This window comes from Marinobacter sp. LQ44 (assembly GCF_001447155.2).
Lineage (GTDB): Bacteria > Pseudomonadota > Gammaproteobacteria > Pseudomonadales > Oleiphilaceae > Marinobacter.
In genome coordinates this window covers 266,926-285,346 of record NZ_CP014754.1, presented here as the reverse complement: position 1 = coordinate 285,346, position 18,421 = coordinate 266,926, and the positions used below count along the sequence as shown (strand labels likewise).

The 18,421-nt window shown below is 54.7% G+C and carries 13 protein-coding genes and 1 pseudogene; 2 read left to right on the top strand and 12 right to left on the bottom strand.

The genetic code is table 11. The features are described 5' to 3' along the window. Positions 1-3,051 carry an efflux RND transporter permease subunit gene (locus tag ASQ50_RS01310; RefSeq protein WP_014420757.1) on the top strand — a complete coding sequence of 1,017 codons (3,051 nt, stop codon included), beginning with the start codon at positions 1-3 and terminating at the stop codon, positions 3,049-3,051. A gap of 15 nt (positions 3,052-3,066) precedes the next feature. Here the strand turns inward: ASQ50_RS01310 and ASQ50_RS01305 are convergent, their stop codons facing one another. The 6 genes and pseudogenes from ASQ50_RS01305 to ASQ50_RS01275 all read right to left on the bottom strand — a co-directional run bounded on the left by ASQ50_RS01305 (position 3,067) and on the right by ASQ50_RS01275 (position 8,459). After that, entirely contained in the window at positions 3,067-3,681 is a 615-nt protein-coding gene (locus tag ASQ50_RS01305) for a substrate binding domain-containing protein (RefSeq protein ID WP_227716182.1), read from the bottom strand. After that, on the bottom strand, positions 3,638-4,702 hold the full coding sequence (locus ASQ50_RS01300; protein ID WP_014420759.1) for a TolC family protein: 1,065 nt from the start codon (positions 4,700-4,702) through the stop codon (positions 3,638-3,640). Before ASQ50_RS01300 ends, ASQ50_RS01305 begins: the two co-directional genes overlap by 44 nt. Positions 4,703-4,977: 275 nt before the next feature. After that, a pseudogene (locus ASQ50_RS21755) lies at positions 4,978-5,088 on the bottom strand (IS5/IS1182 family transposase); the annotation flags it as partial. Positions 5,089-5,440: 352 nt separating this feature from the next. Continuing rightward, positions 5,441-6,238, bottom strand: a complete 798-nt coding sequence (locus ASQ50_RS01290) for a tyrosine-type recombinase/integrase (protein WP_058089834.1) — start codon at positions 6,236-6,238, stop codon at positions 5,441-5,443. A 704-nt stretch (positions 6,239-6,942) separates the two neighbouring features. Then, positions 6,943-7,767 (bottom strand): MipA/OmpV family protein, encoded by an 825-nt coding sequence (locus ASQ50_RS01280; RefSeq protein WP_058089832.1) that lies wholly within the window; start codon positions 7,765-7,767, stop codon positions 6,943-6,945. A 152-nt stretch (positions 7,768-7,919) separates the two neighbouring features. Beyond that, positions 7,920-8,459 carry a porin family protein gene (locus tag ASQ50_RS01275; RefSeq protein WP_058089831.1) on the bottom strand — a complete coding sequence of 180 codons (540 nt, stop codon included), beginning with the start codon at positions 8,457-8,459 and terminating at the stop codon, positions 7,920-7,922. Positions 8,460-8,721: 262 nt separating this feature from the next. On the opposite strand from ASQ50_RS01275, the gene ASQ50_RS01270 reads away from it, so the two are divergent. Next, positions 8,722-10,140 carry a TrkH family potassium uptake protein gene (locus tag ASQ50_RS01270; RefSeq protein WP_058089830.1) on the top strand — a complete coding sequence of 473 codons (1,419 nt, stop codon included), beginning with the start codon at positions 8,722-8,724 and terminating at the stop codon, positions 10,138-10,140. 6 nt (positions 10,141-10,146) lie between these two features. On the opposite strand, the gene glgP is transcribed toward ASQ50_RS01270, so the two are convergent. The 6 genes from glgP to glgC form a co-directional block, all read right to left on the bottom strand. Further along, the gene (gene glgP, locus ASQ50_RS01265) at positions 10,147-12,651 is read right to left on the bottom strand and encodes an alpha-glucan family phosphorylase (RefSeq protein WP_058089829.1); all 2,505 of its coding nucleotides are present in this window, start codon (positions 12,649-12,651) and stop codon (positions 10,147-10,149) included. A 15-nt stretch (positions 12,652-12,666) separates the two neighbouring features. Beyond that, entirely contained in the window at positions 12,667-13,437 is a 771-nt protein-coding gene (locus ASQ50_RS01260) for an SDR family NAD(P)-dependent oxidoreductase (RefSeq protein WP_058089828.1), read from the bottom strand. A gap of 1 nt (position 13,438) precedes the next feature. Continuing rightward, on the bottom strand, positions 13,439-13,828 hold the full coding sequence (locus ASQ50_RS01255) for a PilZ domain-containing protein (RefSeq protein WP_058089827.1): 390 nt from the start codon (positions 13,826-13,828) through the stop codon (positions 13,439-13,441). A gap of 123 nt (positions 13,829-13,951) precedes the next feature. Beyond that, a complete protein-coding gene (malQ, locus tag ASQ50_RS01250; RefSeq protein ID WP_058089826.1) occupies positions 13,952-15,427 on the bottom strand; it encodes a 4-alpha-glucanotransferase in 1,476 nt (491 codons plus the stop codon). Then, positions 15,424-17,151, bottom strand: a complete 1,728-nt coding sequence (locus ASQ50_RS01245; RefSeq protein ID WP_058089825.1) for a glycoside hydrolase family 57 protein — start codon at positions 17,149-17,151, stop codon at positions 15,424-15,426. The genes malQ and ASQ50_RS01245 overlap by 4 nt, the downstream gene beginning before the upstream one ends. Next, on the bottom strand, positions 17,141-18,406 hold the full coding sequence (glgC, locus tag ASQ50_RS01240) for a glucose-1-phosphate adenylyltransferase (RefSeq protein WP_058089824.1): 1,266 nt from the start codon (positions 18,404-18,406) through the stop codon (positions 17,141-17,143). Before glgC ends, ASQ50_RS01245 begins: the two co-directional genes overlap by 11 nt. Positions 18,407-18,421: the final 15 nt, after the last annotated feature.

The window sequence follows — 18,421 nt, the reverse complement described above, 5'->3', positions numbered from 1 at the left end:
ATGGTCGATTATTTTCTTGATCGGAAGTCCATCAGCTGGATGGTCACGCTGTTGCTTGGGGTTGGGGGCATGTTCGCGTTTCTGGGTCTTGGCCAGCTTGAATTCCCGGAGTTCACGTTACGTTCCGCCTTGGTGACCACCCAATATCCCGGAGCAACGCCTCTTGAAGTCGAGGAGGAGGTTACGCTGCCTCTGGAAAAAGCGATCCAGCAGATGCCGGGCATCGATGACATTACTTCGGTGAACTCGGACGGCTTGTCGCAGATTACTGTCCAACTCAAGAAGACGGTCAGAGAAGGGGAGTTAGACCAGTATTGGGATATCCTTCGGCGAAAGATTAATGATGCCCAGCCTGGTCTGCCACCAGGCGTGAACACGTCCATCGTGAACGATGACTTTGGCGATGTCTTCGGCCTGCTGCTCACGTTGCGTGGTGACGGCTACTCGCTGAAAGATCTTGGTGACCATGCGGATCTCATTCAGCGAGAACTGCGATTGTTGGAGGGCGTCGCAAAAGTCAGTATCGGTGGTCGTGTCGACGAGCAGATGATCGTGTCACTGGACCGTGACCGTATGCGTGCTCTTGGCATCTCGCCAGAATACCTGGCAAGCCTTCTGAATGCGCAGAATACGGTGGGCAACGCTGGCCACCTGCGCAGTGAAGGGCTGTCGTTATCCGTTCAGCCAACCGGTCAGCTTGATTCCGTTCAGGCACTTGAGCAACTGGCAGTTGGAAGCGCTGATTCGGGTATTATCCGGCTCAGCGATCTGGCCGAAGTTCGCAGGGTGACCAATGACTCACCCGCCTTGCTTTACCACTCTGACGGATTGCCTGCTTTGACCATCGGCGTGTCATTTGCAGAGGGCACCAACGTTGTTGATGTAGGTGAGAGTCTCAATGAGGCTTTGAAACGCCTGGAAAAACAGCAACCCATCGGCATGACACTGAACACAGTGTATAACCAGCCTGAAGTAGTCGAGGAGGCAGTATCTGCTTTTCTCATGAACCTTGCTCAGGCGGTGGGCATTGTCATTATTGTGCTTTTGCTGTTCATGGGGCTGCGAAGTGGCCTGCTCATGGGGCTGATCCTGCTGATTACCATCATGGGTACATTCGTGCTTATGGCAATACACGGTATTCAGCTCCAGAAGATTTCATTGGGTGCGCTGATCATTGCGCTGGGGATGCTGGTCGATAATGCCATCGTCGTCACCGAGGGCATGATGATTGGCCTTTCCAAGGGCAAGTCCAAAAGGCAGGCAGCCAAAGAAGTGGTCTCGCAGAACCGGTACCCGCTGCTCGGCGCTACCGTGATTGCCATTACGGCCTTTGCTCCTATCGGCCTTTCACCAGACACCACCGGAGAATTCATTGGCTCCCTGTTCTGGGTTCTGTGCTACTCGCTTTTCCTGAGCTGGCTGACGGCACTCACTCTGACCCCGTTTTTCTTTGATATGTTCTATCCCGACAAGCTCGAGAGTGTCGGGCAGTCATCCGATAACGACCCCTATAAGGGAATTGTTTTCGTCGTCTTCCGCCGCCTGCTGACCTACGCGATTCATTATCGCTTCGTGACATTAACACTTGCGATCGCGCTTCTGGCTGGGGTTCTATCGTTCTCGGGACAGGTTAAGAATGCTTTCTTCCCGAATGCCACAACGCCACTCTTCTTTGTTGACCTTTGGTTGCCCGAGGGCGCCGACATCTTGCAAACCGAAGAGACCGTAAAGCGGCTGGAATCGCGCGTGAATGACATGGACCAGGTCGTTCAGGTGACCAGTGTCACCGGTGGCGGAGCCCAGCGTTTTACGTTGACGTATTCACCGGAGCAGCGATACGCCAGTTTTGGCCAATTGATCGTAGAGACCCGGGATAAGGCGTCGAGAGAGGCCCGTATGGAGGAAGTCATTGAGCAACTGCGTACAGACTTCCCGAACGTGCATTACAAAGTGCAGGCTTTGCAGGTGGGGCCCTCAGCCAAAGCCAGTCTTGAAGCTCGTATCTTTGGAGAAGATCCCGAAGAACTCCGGAAAATCGGTGTGCGCGTGCAGGCAATTTTTGAAAATGAACCTCTGGCCGACAGCGTGCGCTTGTCCTGGGGTAATCGGGAAGCCGTGATCGTACCGGAGTTCCTCGAAGAACAGGCCCGGCGCCTTGGCGTATCTCGCGAATCACTGCACCAGGCGTTGTTGCTGAATAATCAGGGGCAGCAGGTTGGAGTGTACCGTGAGGGGAGCGACCTCATTCCGATCATTATGCGGTCAAGAGAGGAGCAGCGTTTTGACATCGAAAACCTTACCTCGATCAATGTCTGGAGTGAAGAGCAGGGCCGCTATGTCAGCGCGGGCAACGTCATCAATGCCATCAATACGGAACTGCGGGATCCGTTGATAAAACGCAGAAACAGGGAGCGGATGTTGGCGGTTTATGCCGAACCCATGCCTTTGTCGGGGGAGACGGCGGCGAGTGTGCTGGAGAGGATCCGCCCGCAGGTCGACGCGCTGGAGCTTCCCCACGGCTATTCGATTGAGTGGGGTGGAGAGTACGAGACCTCATCCGAAGCTCAGACTTCGCTTTTCTCCTCGCTGCCTCTTGGACTGCTGGGGATGTTCATTATTTCGATGCTGTTGTTCGGTAGCTTCCGACAGGCTCTGTCTATCTGGATGATTGTTCCTCTCATGATGATTGGAATCATTGGTGGACTGGTATTGCTCGGCGCGCCTTTTACATTCATGGCGCTGCTCGGGACTCTGAGTCTGATCGGTATGGTACTGAAGAATGCCATTGTGCTGGTTGAGGAGATCAATATTCAGTTAGAACAGCAGGATGATGCATTCACTGCGGTGGTTGAGGCCGCGGTAAGCCGGGTACGACCTGTGCTTATGGCGGCCGTAACCACCATGTTGGGAATGATTCCTCTGTTCAGCGATGCCTTCTTCGCGAGCATGGCGCTGGTTATCGTGTTCGGTTTGGGTGTTGCAACGGTATTGACGTTAGTGGTGCTGCCAGTGGTGTACTGCACGTTAATGAGAATTTCTTATCATCAATAACGCACCCGCTGTTTTTCAGGCGTCTTTTTTTCCTCCGGACAAGCGATCCGGAGGAAAAAAGCCTCCGGCAATCATTGCATTCATCAGTTCGCCTACTTTTGCACGCAGGTCATCCCTCAACAACCTCATTGCCGGCGTTATTGACTGTCGGGTAGGACAAATCAGCCACAGCTCGGATACCGGCGGCGCATAGTCCGGCATGATTGTGGTGACACGGCCTGCAAGCAGATCATCCGACATATCAAGACACGATTTTATCGCAAGACCGCGACCAGCGACGCACCACCGGCGAACCAGATCGCCATCGTTTGAGGCGCGATCGCCCGTCATTTTGACTCGATATTCCTCGTCTCCCCGTTTGAACGTCCAGAGGTCAAATGGGATGTCCTGCAACTGATAGAACAGTCCGTTGTGGTTCTCAAGGTCATCAGGATGAATGGGGCGACCATGACGCGAAAGGTAATCAGGAGATGCGCAAAGCAGGCGCGGCACATCGCAAATTTTGAAGCCATACAGGTTGGTGTCACTGGGCGCGCCGTAGCGAAGCGCCATGTCGACCGAATCCCGGTAAAAGTCCACGTTGGTGTCAGTAATCTGAACTCTGAGATTCAAACCTGGATGCGTTGCCATCAATTCGTCGATCCAGGGCACAACGCGGTAGCTGACCGAGCAATGACCACACCGGGTTGCGCAATAGGGCGTCACTGGGCGATGTGCCTGTTTCGCTAAGCGCTGTTTCCAGGTTGATGGATGGCAGCATGTCCTTGTAGGCAACGGACGTTCGAAAATCATTTGCCCTGATAGCCATATAGGCCGCTTTAAGGTCCGGGCGACGCTGCAATGTTTGCTCTGCAAGGTCGGACAGGGGTAAAAGAACCTGCGGATAGTCGGCGGAAATGACCGTGCTAGCCTGGCTTCGCCCGAGCAACAGGTTCAACGCCCTTTGCTGTTGCTGCAGGGATTCCTGAACTGCAATCAATGTCGCCCTGGCACTGGCCGCAGAGCTTTGGGCGCTGTCCAGATCTTCAAGGTCACCCAGTCCCGAGCGGTAACGCTGAAGAATCCACTGTTCGTTTTTTTCCAATAGCTCCGCGCGTTGCTTTTCGATGGCAACGGAGCGATTCAGATTCACCAGTTTCAACCAGCCCTGCATGACCTCGGCTGCGAGCGTATCCCGCGCAGCTTGGTAGAGAGCCAGCTGTTCAGCAACGTCACTGGCGGCAGCCGACGCCTCATCAGAAATCTTCGACCACAAATCCAGCTCCCAGCTGATGCTGACGGTGCCGGTGTAGGCAGTATCTAGACCGTCAGTGTTATTCGCGACGAATCCAGCCTCGACGTCGGGGAGTTGATCCGCCTGAGTCGCTCGGTATTGAGCACGGAGAATTTGGAGTGAAAGCCGTGTTTGCTGGAAATCAGGATTGGCCGCGCGCGCTTCGACAATAAGCGCGTCCAGGTCATGGCTGTTGACCAGCTCATTCAGGTAGGCTGTTTCGAGACCAACCTCCATCTCAAACTTGGAGACGACGTTCTGACGCTCGGAATCGGCCTGAGCGAGATAGTCCGTTCTCGTGGACAACGAACTGCAGCCTGCAATAACCAGGCAGCATAAAGCAGTCAGCACTACTTTCGAGCAGGGCAAGCGATACATAGGTAAAGTCCATTCGGGCGCGGTCAAATCTGCGGTAAACGACGGGATACAGACTATCTAGGAGGTGGTTAATGGAGGGTTAAGACCTTCATGGACCTGCCTATTATCTACGGCGACGACCAATGGATGCTCCATGAAGAACAGGGCCATGCGCGTGTCACGAAGACCAAAGAAGCATTCGAAGCAGCCGCCGCCCCGACGTGGCGGAAGAGTACAAGAACTACTGCGGTGAAGGACGCATAAAATGGCTTAAAAACGGCGAACCTGTCACTCCGCATGTTGCTGAGCGCCGCGAACAGGTAGAACAGGTTGGTGTTCTTCGACAGGCTGCGATCGCGGACTTTGGCATAACTTAACTGCCGCTTGATGGTGCGAAAGGGATGCTCCGAGTTCAAAAAGTCCGTCAACTGGACCAGAGTGTTCCAGTGCAATTCCACGAATCGGCCCGTTAGGCTGGCGCTATCTTCCAAGCTGAATGTTCGCTTTGCGACCAAACCCAACTTCGCACTCAGGCACCGATACATCCCCAATCGTCATGAAATCCGCGTTTGGTTGGCGAGAATCGACATATGAGTCGTGATCTGGAGGGGGCAGGGCAGCTGTCGGTGTCCGGCGCTATCAACAAGACACATAACAAGTGCGCTGAAAATTTTAACCTGATAGGTACGCAAACCGGGGTGCATCTGGGGTGGTTGAAAATAATAACGACTGCCCTTTAAAGTTGATTCGGTTGCCGTACTAACCAACATATTTGTACCCGGCATCCTGCAACGCTTCCTTCAGTGACTCCTCAGGAGGTTCTTCGTATATGAGCGTTGTTGACGGTGACACATGGCCAGCGATTTTTTGAGCAACTTTAACTGACTTCTTTTGGTCATGAATGATATTTGTCATTAACGTCCGCCGGCCACTGTGGGAGCTGGCTCGCTCAATACCTGCCCAATGCCTCTGCATCAGAGCTAAGTGTTCCTGGAGAGTGTTGGGAGAGTAGGGGCCCCCTTTTTGAGTCAGGAATAGATGATCAGTCTTTTTCACCGAAGGATCTGCTGCCAGACGGATCGCAAGGTAATTTTCGATAGCCGTTCTCAGTGCTGCGTCATTCATCGGAAGATCGCGCGATTTACCACGGTGCTTGTTCACCTCAGGATAAAAATCCTCCGGTTTGATCTCGGCGCCGGCCTTAGCCATGGTTTCAATTCGCTGAACAAGCTGGTGAAAATCGTGAACACTGAAACTGATCCGACGGCGTTGATAAGTTGATTTGGATCGCCTCAGCGCATCGGCACCTTTAGTGTAAGCCGCAGGCAACGCCAGGATTTCTTTGAGCTTGAACGAACGCTGGCCAGTAGTGTCAGGGCCGAGTTCGGCAACGTCTTTGATCTGTAAAAGCGCGATTTCCTGGACTCGCAGCCCGAGCTTGAAGCTGATCTGAACCAGGGCCGTATTCTTTTCAGGATAGCGATGTTCCCGGATCACGCTCAAGAGGTGGCCGAACTGTTCGGGCGTCAACACGCGTGCCTGGCCAGTTTTACTCATTTAGAGAGGCTCCTGGTAATGCGCTGGCATAGAAGGGGGAGCGGAAATAAAATCCGTAATAATGTTATTTTAACGGATTTAAAGGTAGAAAGAGAACTCTCACTCCCAAGGGGCAGTCTGGGCTTCCACATTCATTCCCAACGGGACCGCCGACAGCGACTTGCAGTTTCCGCTTCTTTATCCAGGCGATCGCAATGTCATCCATAAAATCGGCCGGAATCTTCACGGCTAGGTTATCGATAACGCCATCTCGCGTTATCCCTTTCGAAATTGAGAATTCGCGGGGCCAGGTGAGCTCGAAGAAAACATTCATCTGATCAGAGCCCATACTCCTACCGATAGAGAAAGTGTCGCTCACCGCTAGTGATCGGTGCTTTGGTGCTCATAGCGTCGCTTCAACTGACGTTCTTTTTCGGAAGAGTAGCTCTTTTTAACGTGAAACACGACTTTCCCAGCGAAATTCGAATTGCTAAATAAATACATGGAGTTACCGATCTGGACAACAAGTTTAGTACTTTATGTGGAGGTTTAGCACTTTACGTGGCGTTTGTTTAGTACTTTGTGTGGTCGTCCAAGTTGGTAAAATCCGCCCCGTTCTTGATGTTGGCCACTGCGCATAATGTATATTATGTTAAATACGGTATAAACCCCCCATTACGCTTTTAGTGGAGACACACAATCGTTTACGTCACCCTCAGCCAAAACTAGAAAACATAAATGAAGCCAACACCAATCTCCGCCTCGTAGTTGTTGAGCGTGATCGGGCTGTCTGAAACCTCGCTCCCAAATGCTTCGTAAAGAGCCTCACCGAAGATCTGCCAGTTCTTGTGCAAGTAATTACGGTAGCTAACATTGAACCCAGTTGATCTGTACCCACTATCAACGTCGGTTGCAGGAAGGCCTGAATCTATGGATTGTTGTGTGGTCACACCAAAGTCACGGTTGGCAAGCTTGCCATCGTGGAACGTAACCACTGCACCCACTTCCCAGCCAGTACCGTCGGGCTTGCAGGCCAGGCAGGTTCCTGCCCCGAAAATGCCCAGTGTACCGACCTCACCTGTTAAGACCCGGCCATCAAGAAAGTAACGCCAGTCTTCCGTGAGCGCATGGCGCACTTCCAACAGCACTGTGACTCCGGAACGTGAATCACCTAAACCGTCCAGTCTGCCATCGTCTGAGTCACTTTCTTCACGGCCTTCTTCGTAGCCGATGGATGATTGAAACAACCAGGTATCCTTTACCCGTGTCCGCCAGCCAATTGATTCACCTGCCCAGAAAAGCAGGTGATCACCGGTCCGGTACTGAACACCGCCCGCTGGGTCGACCTCAAATGCAAATTCGTCGGACCCCTCGTAGGCAGTCTCGTACTCAACGCCTAACCCAAGCCCAAATCCCCAACCATCGCCATTTGTAAAATCGTCGATGGAAGGAAGTGGAACGAGAGCGGTTCTCGACTCAGCCGCATTTACTGATCCAAAACAGGAAAGAGCGCCAACAAATATGACGGTTTGCAGGGGGGACTTTTTCATCGCTTTCTCACCTATCAAGGAGATGGTGATAATACGACTTAAACATTATTCTGGATTACTGGTTTTGGTCTAATTTACCACTCTATCAAAGCCACGAAACCCGCTCGCGCCTTTAGCGCCAGCGGGGTCCGTTTCAGGTCTTTGTTCCGGAATCAGAAGTTTATCTGAACACCAAGACCAATGCCGTCGACCGTCAGGTCGCTGTCATCGTAGTAGCGCATGTACTCGAGGTTACCCGACAGATTCGGGGCGAACTTGAAGTTGACGCCGGCGCCGTATGAGAAGTCCGATTCATCGTCAGATACAGGACCAAACTCGGCCTCGATGCGGGTGAAACCAACCACGGCATAGGGTGTTACGGGGCTCTGGTTCGCCATGTTGATGGTGGCATACCCGCCAAAGAAGTTATCAAGTTTGACCTTTTGGCCAAACACCCGATCATCATCCACACCGAAACCCGCGCGGGCCTCAATGCCCAGGAATTCGTTGGCCATCACACCAACTTTGCCGGACAGCGTTCCAACGTCAGCGCTTGAAACGCCGTCATAATCCAGATCCATAAACGTATAGTTCAACCCGGCATAAAGGCCACCCACACCGCTCTTATACATATCCTGTGCAGATGCCGTCCCAACCAAAGCGATGCCTGCAGACGCAACGGACGCGAGTAACAGAGTCTTTTTTACGTTCATAACCGGTTCTCCTTGTTCCTTATTGGGGAGCTGATGGGTAACGCTCCTTTTAACAACTTGCACCACACAGACGATGTTTGCCATAGCCAGGTTCCGAATTTACGTTGCTTTTACAGGGATTTAATTTGGTGTTAATGGCCCGTGCGTCCGCCTGTTTCCTTGCGGAAGCCCGGTACCGGGGGTATCCTGACGCCGTCTCTTTGTCAGCTGGCGCGGGCGCACCTTGAGAAACCTTTACCCTGTCATATTTATTATCAGCGTCATGTTTATACTTCTTAGTGTTTTCATGACCTTACCTGTTGTACTTCTCGCTCTTGCGGGGGAAGACGTACCAAACGCGGTGGCCTTCGCCGAATCGGCCGGCATCGTATTTGTGCTTGGTGCTGTCGGCGTGTTGTCAATGTATCGGCAACCCAGGGATCTCAAGCCCCGCTACATGTTCGTTCTTACCGTTTCCAGCTGGTTTATCATCGCCCTGCTCTCCTCAATACCCTTCTATCTCAGTGATAACGGGATTTCCGCGGCAGATGCTTTTTTTGAGGGTACCTCCGGCATAACCACAACGGGTGCCACGGTGCTCAGTGGTCTTGATGACATGGATCGGGATCTGCTGCTGTGGCGGTCCATTCTTCAGTGGATCGGCGGCATCGGCATCATCGGTATGTTCGTTGCGGTGCTTCCGTTTCTGCGTGTTGGTGGTATGCGGTTGTTCGCAACAGAATCTTCCGAATGGACAGACAAAGCGTTGCCCCGAATGAAAACCCTCAGTCGTGGCCTTCTGTTCGTTTACCTGGTGTTCTCCGTGATTGCGGTGGTTACCTACTGGCTATCAGGCATGAGTCTGTTTGATGCCTTCAACCATGGCCTGACCAGCATCGCCACCGGTGGTTTCTCCACCTCTGATCTGTCGATGGGCAAGTTCAGCGATCTGATCCTGATGGAAGCCACGTTGTTCATGATCATCGGCAGTTTGCCGTTTTTTCTGTTCGTACGGGAATTGCACGGGCAACACGGTGTTCTGTTCAAAGACCAGCAAGTCCGACTGTTTCTGACCATTCTTTTCACCGTGCCGGCACTGCTGACACTCTACCGCTGGTGGGTTTCGCCGATTCCGTTTGATCCCCTACACAATTACGTGGCGACGTTGTTCAACGTAACGTCTGTGGTGACCACGACCGGTTACGCCTCAGAAGACTATGCCGCCTGGGGGCCGCTGGCCTTTGTGGTGTTCTTCTTTTTGATGTTTGTAGGTGGCTGTTCCGGCTCGACCTCTGGCGGCATGAAGATTTTCCGTTTCCAACTGTCGTTGATCATTCTTCGGGAGCAGCTGATGCGACTGTTACACCCGAGGGCGGTGTTCACCCGGAACTACAACGGGCGGGCGGTCAGCGACGAGATTATTTCATCGATGATTGCCTACACTTTCATTTTCCTGCTGTGCCTGTTGATTATCACGGTGCTGCTGGCGTCACTTCAGCTCGATTTCGTGACAGCCCTGTCTGGCGCCCTCACCTCTTTGACCAACGTTGGCCCGGGGCTTGGTGACATTATTGGTCCGTCGGGTAACTTCGCTCCCCTGCCAGATGCCGCCAAGTGGATTCTGTCGGTGGGTATGCTGATGGGCCGGCTGGAAATTCTCAGTGTGGTGATCGTGCTTTCACCCGGGTTCTGGCGCGGCTAACACCGATTAGCGATACCAGAGCACGTGCTGATCCTCTAACGGGATATGGAGCAGCGGGTGGTGTGGGCGAATCCTTGGAGTGTAGTGATCCTCCGGCCGGTCTGGCACCGATACTGAAAACAGGTAGCTGTCCTCAGCACCGGGCAGGCTTCGTTCAAGCGTCATGGGCTGAACTATGCGCCCACCGTATTCCGAAGCTTCCGCCACCAGCTCTATCTCCACCTGTTCTGGGCTTAGTCCGTCCAGGTACACATCCAGGGTAAACACCCGCGTGCCGTCTTCCTGCTGGCTGGTGAGTCTTCCAAAGCGTAATCTTGACCAATGCTGGGCAATTTGTTGCTGACATTGGAGCAATTGCCTGGCGGTTTCGGGGTTCCTCTGGTTGCCCTTGGCGATCATCGGCAGGTAGAAGGCATCAACGTATTCCCGAACCATGCGATTGGCGGAATAGCTGGCCGTTAACTGGTCCATGCTGGCCCGCACCCGTTGCAACCAGCTCGCCGGCAGGCCCTCGCTGTTGAGCTGGTAGAACTCGGGTATCACTTGTTCCTCCAGCAATGCGAAAAGTTCGTTTGCGTCGGCGTCATCATGCTGGTCGGAATGGCTGAGTTCTTCAAACGTGGCGCCAGGCCGAATGGCCCAGCCCACGTTCTCGTTCCAGGCTTCTGCCCACCAACCATCGTATTGAGACAAGTTCAGGCCACCGTTCACCAGCACTTTCATACCACTGGTTCCACAAGCCTCCCAGGGGTGTCTCGGGCAATTGAGCCACACATCCACCCCCTGAATAAGCTGGTTGGCCACGGCAAGGTCATAGTCTTCAATGAACACCACCCGGCCCTCAGCCTCTGGGCGCCGGGAAAACTCCTTCCAACGCTTGATCAACGCCTTGCCTGCGGCATCGTGGGGGTGAGCTTTTCCCGCCAAGACGATCTGAAGTGGCCGGTCCCGGCAGCACAGCAACGCCAGAAGCCTTTGCGGGTCTTTGAGCAGGAGATCCGGGCGTTTATAGCTGGTAAATCGCCTGGCAAACCCGAGCGTGAGGGTTTCCGGGTCCAGCAGCAGGCCGCATGCGGCCTCGACACTGGAACCAACCTTGTGTTCGCAGTGCTGGCTTTGCAAGCGTTTGCGCAGGTAACTGACCAAACGCTTGCGCTGGTTTCGCCGCATTTGCCAAAGCTCGTTGTCCGTGATGGACTGCAGCGGGCAGGATTGCGTTAACGGCCTGCGCCACCGCTCCTGGCCGCAGGCCCTGGTCCACAAGGCGTCGGATTCGGGTGAATCCCAGCTTGGGGTGTGCACGCCGTTAGTCACGAACTCGGCCGGGATGTCGTCAGCAGGCCAGCGCCCAAACCAGGGCTGGAAAATCGCCTGGGTTACCTTGCGGTGGATCTGGCTTACACCGTTAAAGCGGCCACTCATACCAAGCGCCAAACCGGCCATGTTCAGGTCGCGGCTGCCACCGTTGGCGAGTTGAAATAGATTTTGCAGTGAGTTGTTGTTTTCGGAAAGCCAAGGTGTCAGGTAGAGTTCTGCCAGCCCCGGGGCGAATCGATCAAAACCGGCAGCCACGGACGTATGGGTTGTGAAAAGATTGGTGGCTCGGGTCGCCAGCCTGGCTGTTGGAAAATCTGATTGGTTTGCCCGTTGCCAGTAATGGGCCCTTTCGATCAATGCCAGCGCACTGTGCCCCTCATTGATATGACACACCGTGGGTTTGCGTTGTAACAGTTCCAGCAATCGCCAACCGCCTATGCCCAGCACCATTTCCTGCTGAATACGTTTTTCGGGATCGCCACTGTAGAGTTCACTGGTGATGCCCCGGTCGCCGGGTTCATTGCGGGGGTCGTTGCTGTCCAATAACAACAACTCGCATCGGCCAACCTGACCTTTCCAGGCCCTGAGGCGAACAGCCCGGCCGGGAAAGGGCACCGTCACCCTCGCCCACTCTCCATTTGGGTCTCTTACAGGTGCCACCGGCAGCATGGTTGGGTCGTTGTAGGGGTGAAACTCCAGCTGTTCGCCGTCAGCACTCAGGGCCTGGCGAAAATAACCCTGCTGGTAAAGAAGGCCGACGGCCATCACCGGCACTCCGAGGTCACTGGCCGCTTTCAGGTAATCCCCGGCCAATACCCCCAGCCCGCCGCTATACAACGGCAACGATTCAGAAACCCCGTATTCCATACAGAACCAGGCAACGCCTTCGCCCAGTTGGCCGTCGCAGGTGTCGGAATACCAGGTTTCCGCCGTGTTGAGCGCCTGGTGATGACCTATCTGGGCCTGGTAAACCTCGAGGAAAGCCGGATTTTCCGCCAAGGCCTGCAAATGCTCAGAAGACACGCTATTGAGCACCAGCCAGGCGTTCTGGGTGGACTCCCAGACATCTTCATCCAGTAACCGCCAGAGCTGATCACTGCCATGATGCCAGCTCCAGCGCAAATCCAGCGCCAGAGAAATAAGCCCCGACAGCTGGGCTGGCAGGGCCCGCATGGTGTATGCAGCGAGCGTCATGATCTTGGCTCGGTGTCAGTGCGCTGTATAGCCGCCGTCGATGACCAGTTCGCTGCCGGTAATGAACTTTGACTCATCAGACGCCAGGTAAACGATGCCCCAGGCGATGTCGTCCGGCTCCCCCATGTGTCCCAGGGGATGCAGGGCGGCAGTCGCCTGCCTGGCTTCTTCCGGGTCCATGCCAGTGGTTTTCAGGTGATTCTCAACCATGGGCGTCCAGATAAACCCCGGGTGAATCGAATTGGCACGAATCCGATCTGGTGCATATATCATCGCATCGGTCTTGGTCATCAATCTTACGGCGCCTTTTGACGCATGGTAAGGCGGAACATCTGGTGCGCTTACCAGGCCGTAAATGGATGAGAGATTGATCAAGCTGCCGCTGCCCGCTTTTTTCATATGCGGAATTGCGTGCTTCGTGCAGAAGAAAACGCCTTTAACGTTAACCGCCTGCACTTTGTCCCATTCCTCTTCTGTCAGTTCGTGGGTCGGTTTGTTGGTGCCGGATATGCCGGCGTTGTTCACCAATACGTCGAGCTTGCCGAATTTTTCCGCAACGTTATTGATAGCCTCTTTTACTTGGGCTTCGTCTGCTACATCGCAATGCCAATAGGCCACTTTGTAACCCTTGGCGGCCAGTTCCGTGGCGAGTGCTTCACCGGCCTGGTCAAGGACATCCAGTATGCCAACTGCTGCGCCCTCCTCCACCATACGGTGAACCGCAGCCTTGCCAATGCCAACGGCTCCTCCAGTCACTGCTGCTACCTTGCCTGCCAATCGTGCCATGTTATCCATTCCTCCCTGCGGCTATTCTGTTAGTGCGTTCTGTACTGCCCCCAACGTTGAACTCAGTGAGCAAAGATTGGCTTTGCAGCCACTTCACTAACTCTGCGATCACACTGGCGTCGTTGTCTGTTACATCAACCCCCAAACCCAGCCCACCGGAAGACCTGCGAACAACGTGCGCGTTCAAGACCCGGTGGCAGTCGTGCCGCTGGTCCGGAAACTTGAAGGCCAGCTGAATAGGCTGGTTCAACCGGATGTCGGCGTAATCGGTTGCCACAAACAAACCTCGCCGGGAGGCGTCCTGGATTTGCCCGGTGGCTACGGGCATTCCCCTTTTGTAGACAAGTATGGGTAGCTCGCCTTCAATCCGCTGACTAAGCCGATGCTCCATGATATCCCCCTGTATTCACTCAACGTAGAACATCTCCTCGGTATATACACCCGCTTTTATTAGTTATAGCTGGTCAAGGATTAATCATCTTGACTCTGATCAATTAATGACCAGCTGCCCAATTTAACGCCCGTAAAGGTTAATCAGCGACCTCAAGGATTCTGGCTGCGCCAGTGATTGATAGTTCACCGGTAACTGCCAGATCCAGTTATTGGAGGTTGTGCCAGGAGTGTTGAATCGCGCACTGGAGTCCAGCCCGAGGAGGTCCTGCATTGGAATCATCACCAGTCCCGATACAGACGCCAGCGCCGCCTGGATAATCTGCCTGGGAAGGTTGTCGTCGCAGAGGCGAAGGTATTGGTTTACATGATTCCGGGTACCTTCATCCAGGCTCTGGTACCAGCCCAGGGTGGTGTCATTATCGTGGGTGCCGGTGTACACCAGGTCGTGCTCTTTATGGTTATGAAGCAAATGAGGATTGCTTGCACTGCCGTCAAAACCAAACTGCATGACCGTCATACCGGGCAAGTTAAACCGTTGCCGCAGTGCCTCAACATCCGCCCCTATGATGCCCAGGTTCTCCGCAACCAGCGGCAGTTCCGGGAGTTGCTCAAAGCACGCTGACAGAAAAGCATCGGCCGGGCCCGCCACCCAGTGCCCATTCACCGGCCGGGCATCTGCCGCAGGTATTTCCCAGAACGCCTGTAGGCCCCGGAAATGGTCAATCCTGAGAAGGTCGAACTTTTCCAGCTGGCTGGCCAGCCGGTCAATCCACCATCGATAACCATCAGCGGCCATGGCTTGCCAATCGTACAGTGGATTACCCCAGTGCTGGCCATCGGGAGAAAAGTAGTCTGGTGGCACACCAGCGACGACCAGAGGCTGGCCCTGCGCATCCAGCTTGAACATGTCAGGATGGGCCCAGACATCGGCACTGTCGTGGGCGACAAAAATGGGGATATCCCCGAATAACAGCACACCCCGTTCCCGGGCATAGCGGCGCATGGCCTGCCATTGCAGGTGGAATACAAACTGTTCAAAACAGACCTGTTCGATGGCGCTCCCATGCCGGGTTCGGAAAGCGTCAAGGGCTTGTGCCTCTCTGCATCGTAACGGCATTGGCCATTCGTACCAGGGAATGCCGCCATGGGCATCTCGGATGGCGATAAACAAAGCAAAGTCATCCAGCCACGCCTTGTGGTCAGACAGGAACTGTCGCCAGGTGTCCTGATTAGCGGTTACAGACGTTTGGTCGGTAACTGACAGAAATCGCCCAGCGGCGATTTCAAGAGCACGGGTTCTGGGCTCGAAGGCAAGTTCATCCGTACTGAGTAAGCCCAGGTAAACAAGCTCCGACAGGTCGATAAACTCAGGGTTACCGGCGTGGGCGGACAACGATTGGTAAGGCGATAAATCTGCATGGGTGGGGCCTGTTGGCAGGGTTTGCCAAACCGTCACGCCGGCTTCTGCCAGATAGTCCACGAAGTGTCGGGCGTGCTGGCCGAGCTTGCCGGCGTTACCGGGTAAGGCGGTTGGGTGAAGCAGCACACCCGTCCGGCGGCGGCAGAAAACCGGAGCGGGAGTCAGTTCAGCACTCATTCCTGCCCCCCAGCCTCATGTCCTGGTCGCATGGCGCCACCGCGGGCAGGCTCTCCCCCGCCCTGACTGAGTGGCTGGAACAGGCGAGCAGGCGGCGGGTAGCCAATGTCGTCGTAAAGGTTGGTCAGATGCCGGCGATAAAGGTGCTCAAAATCACGCACCTCCGGTGCCGGGTTGTAGTCACCAAACCACCAGAACCAGTCCGACCCCTCGCAAACGCCAAGTTGGTTACTCGCTTTTTCTTTCTGTTCGACAGTCAGGCTGCCGTTGTCCATAACACGATCAAAGTGCTGCTTGGCCTCGCAAAGTAGATCCCAAGCGCGGTTTTTGTCCGGGTCGCCAATCCAGGTTGAGAAGGTGCCGTAAATCCAGCTTCCGGCGACAAGGTGTGGCAACTTCACCGGGTCGCAAACGGGCTCGCTCAGCAATGTCTGGTAGGTGGTCAGCCGCAGGGTCTTGTGGTTTTTCAGTACCCGATACAACGCATCCAGAAAGTAGTAGCCGTTCTCCGGGTAGTACTCCCACGCATTCTCACCGTCCAGAATCACGGAAATGACCGGGCGCTGCCCTGGCTCGCTGTTGCTGGCAATATTCTCCATGTGGTGCACAAGGTCACCAACGGCATCTTCCGCATGCCAGTCTGCGTAGTTGAAGCCGATTAGGTCAGATAGGCCGTCATCCCGGAAAAACACGGTGATTGGCAGTTCCGAAAACCGGAAGGGGCGGTGAATCGGTGGCTCTTTCTTGAGGGTTCCCTGCTCCGTGGCCAGGCGTAAGCTATTGTGGCCCACGGAATCGCCGCTCGCCGTCCACTTAAAGCCGTGTTCCCCGAGCAATGCCAGCGTATTCTGGCTCAAGCCGCCTTCAGACGCCCAGCAGCCTGTGGCCAACTCACCAAAGAACCGCTGAAATACCTGCTGCCCCATATGAATGTGCCAGTCCGCCCGTTCCTTGCCGCCAGGATAGAGGGCGTGTTCCGGCATGCCGATATCGGGCATTGCCTCCCTGGCGGAACCGAAATCCAGTAACAGCGGTACGATAGGGTGTGCCCAGGGGCTCATGGCGAGCTCTGCCTGTCCGGTTTGGGACAGATGGCGATACCTGGGGCCGAGGCCAGCCATCAGGTCTGCGATGACGTCTAATAACGCGGTTCGGTCTTCCATGCTGAAATGATGGCTTTTTTCCTGCAACGCCTGAATCACGGGGTGTTTACGGCGCACCGTTTCTCCCATCCAGCCAAGGTGGTACCAAACCAGCAGGTCGGCCAGAAATTGCGGTGAGATGTAACGCTGGAGATCCGGTCGGGTGCGGTAGAAGCGGGCGAGCTCCGAAAGCCGCTGATAGGGCGCGAACCGCTTAATGATGCGGTTTTCGTTGGCTCTCAGGCATTTTTCCATCAGTTCCAGAAAGCCAGGAGAGCCCGGTTCAGGCAACGAATCAGACACCATGGCTGCCAACACCGGGTCGCCAACAGGCGTGCCTTTGTGTCTCCAGCGCTCAATCTGCAGCAGATATTCTTCAATCTGTTCCAGCAGAACCGGAGCAAAATTGACCACGGCCCTGGCCTCCGGGTGAGCCTCCAGGTGCGCGGCCATATCGACATAATCCTTAATGCAATGCAGATAAACCCAGGGAAACAGGAATTCGCCTGTGTGCTGGTCCTGATAGACGGGCTGGTGCATGTGCCAGCAAAGGACAACCGGTGTGCGTTGGTCAGAGTCCATGGGGGTAATCCTGCCCGAGCATTTCGGGGGTGATCAGAACAACGCCTTTGGGCGAGACATGGAAACGGTTTTCGTCTGCTTTCTTGTCAAATCCGATGCGGGTGCCGTCCGGGATTCTGCATCCCCGGTCAATGACTGCTTTACGAATATGGCAGTTGCGGCCGACATCCACATCCGGAAAGATCACCGAATCATCAATGGTAGTGAACGAATGTACCCGTACCTGCGAAAACAGCAACGAGTGGCGAATTCGGGCCCCCGATACAATGCAGCCGCCGGCGACCATGGAATCTACGGCGGTTCCCCGGCGGTCCTCATCGTCGAATATGAACTTGGCAGGCGGGAGCTGCTCCTGATAGGTCCAGATCGGCCAGTGGGCATCGTACAGATTCAGTTCAGGGCTGACGTCAATCAGTTCAAGGTTTGCTTGCCAGAGTGAATCGATGGTGCCTACGTCACGCCAATAGGCCGGTTTTTTGTTGACCGGGTCCCGGAACGGGAAGGCACATACCCGGAGTCGCCGGATGACCGAGGGAATGATGTCTTTACCAAAATCATGTGAAGAATCACTGTTAAGTTGATGATCCCTGAGTAATTCGTCGAAGAGAATCTTGGTGCTGAACACGTAGATGCCCATCGAGGCAAGTGCCTTTCCGGGTTGTCCGGGCAGGGCTTTCGGCGCCGCTGGCTTCTCCTCGAACTCGGTAATCCGGAACTCATCGTCCACTGACATAACGCCGAAGGCCGAGGCGTCCTCTATCGGCACCTCGATACAGCCGACGGTAATGTCCGCCTCTTTCTCTACGTGGGCGGCCAGCATCGTGCCGTAGTCCATTTTGTAAACGTGGTCGCCAGCAAGGATCAGCACATACTCTGGCTCATGGCTGCGAATGATATCGAGGTTCTGCAGCACGGCATCTGCAGTTCCTTCGTACCAGGAGGTTTCTATGCGCTGTTGAGCTGGCAGCAATTCAACAAATTCGTCGAGTTCGCCACGCATGAAGCCCCACCCCCGCTGGATATGGCGAATCAGGGAGTGGGATTTGTACTGGGTAATCACACCCACCTGGGATATCCCGGAGTTAATGCAGTTAGACAGCGGGAAATCAATAATCCGGAATTTTCCACCGAAGGGCACCGCCGGCTTGGCGCGCCACTTGGTGAGATCATGGAGCCGGGAACCTCGCCCACCGGCAAGCACGAGGGCGAGGGTTTGCCGCGTGAGGCGGCTGACAAAACGCTTCGCTGTATGCATGACACCTTCCCTGAA

Excerpts from the sequence above, each read along its gene's own strand:
- ASQ50_RS01310 (WP_014420757.1), top strand. The coding sequence starts at position 1 with ATGGTCGATTATTTTCTTGATCGGAAGTCCATCAGCTGGATGGTCACG.
- malQ (WP_058089826.1), bottom strand. The coding sequence starts at position 15,427 with ATGAGTGCTGAACTGACTCCCGCTCCGGTTTTCTGCCGCCGCCGGACG.
- ASQ50_RS01255 (WP_058089827.1), bottom strand. The coding sequence starts at position 13,828 with ATGGAGCATCGGCTTAGTCAGCGGATTGAAGGCGAGCTACCCATACTT.
- ASQ50_RS01270 (WP_058089830.1), top strand. The coding sequence starts at position 8,722 with ATGTTTATACTTCTTAGTGTTTTCATGACCTTACCTGTTGTACTTCTC.
- glgC (WP_058089824.1), bottom strand. The coding sequence starts at position 18,406 with ATGCATACAGCGAAGCGTTTTGTCAGCCGCCTCACGCGGCAAACCCTC.
- ASQ50_RS01275 (WP_058089831.1), bottom strand. The coding sequence starts at position 8,459 with ATGAACGTAAAAAAGACTCTGTTACTCGCGTCCGTTGCGTCTGCAGGC.
- ASQ50_RS01290 (WP_058089834.1), bottom strand. The coding sequence starts at position 6,238 with ATGAGTAAAACTGGCCAGGCACGCGTGTTGACGCCCGAACAGTTCGGC.
- ASQ50_RS01280 (WP_058089832.1), bottom strand. The coding sequence starts at position 7,767 with ATGAAAAAGTCCCCCCTGCAAACCGTCATATTTGTTGGCGCTCTTTCC.
- ASQ50_RS01300 (WP_014420759.1), bottom strand. The coding sequence starts at position 4,702 with ATGTATCGCTTGCCCTGCTCGAAAGTAGTGCTGACTGCTTTATGCTGC.
- glgP (WP_058089829.1), bottom strand. The coding sequence starts at position 12,651 with ATGACGCTCGCTGCATACACCATGCGGGCCCTGCCAGCCCAGCTGTCG.
- ASQ50_RS01260 (WP_058089828.1), bottom strand. The coding sequence starts at position 13,437 with ATGGCACGATTGGCAGGCAAGGTAGCAGCAGTGACTGGAGGAGCCGTT.
- ASQ50_RS01245 (WP_058089825.1), bottom strand. The coding sequence starts at position 17,151 with ATGGACTCTGACCAACGCACACCGGTTGTCCTTTGCTGGCACATGCAC.
- ASQ50_RS01305 (WP_227716182.1), bottom strand. The coding sequence starts at position 3,681 with ATGGCAACGCATCCAGGTTTGAATCTCAGAGTTCAGATTACTGACACC.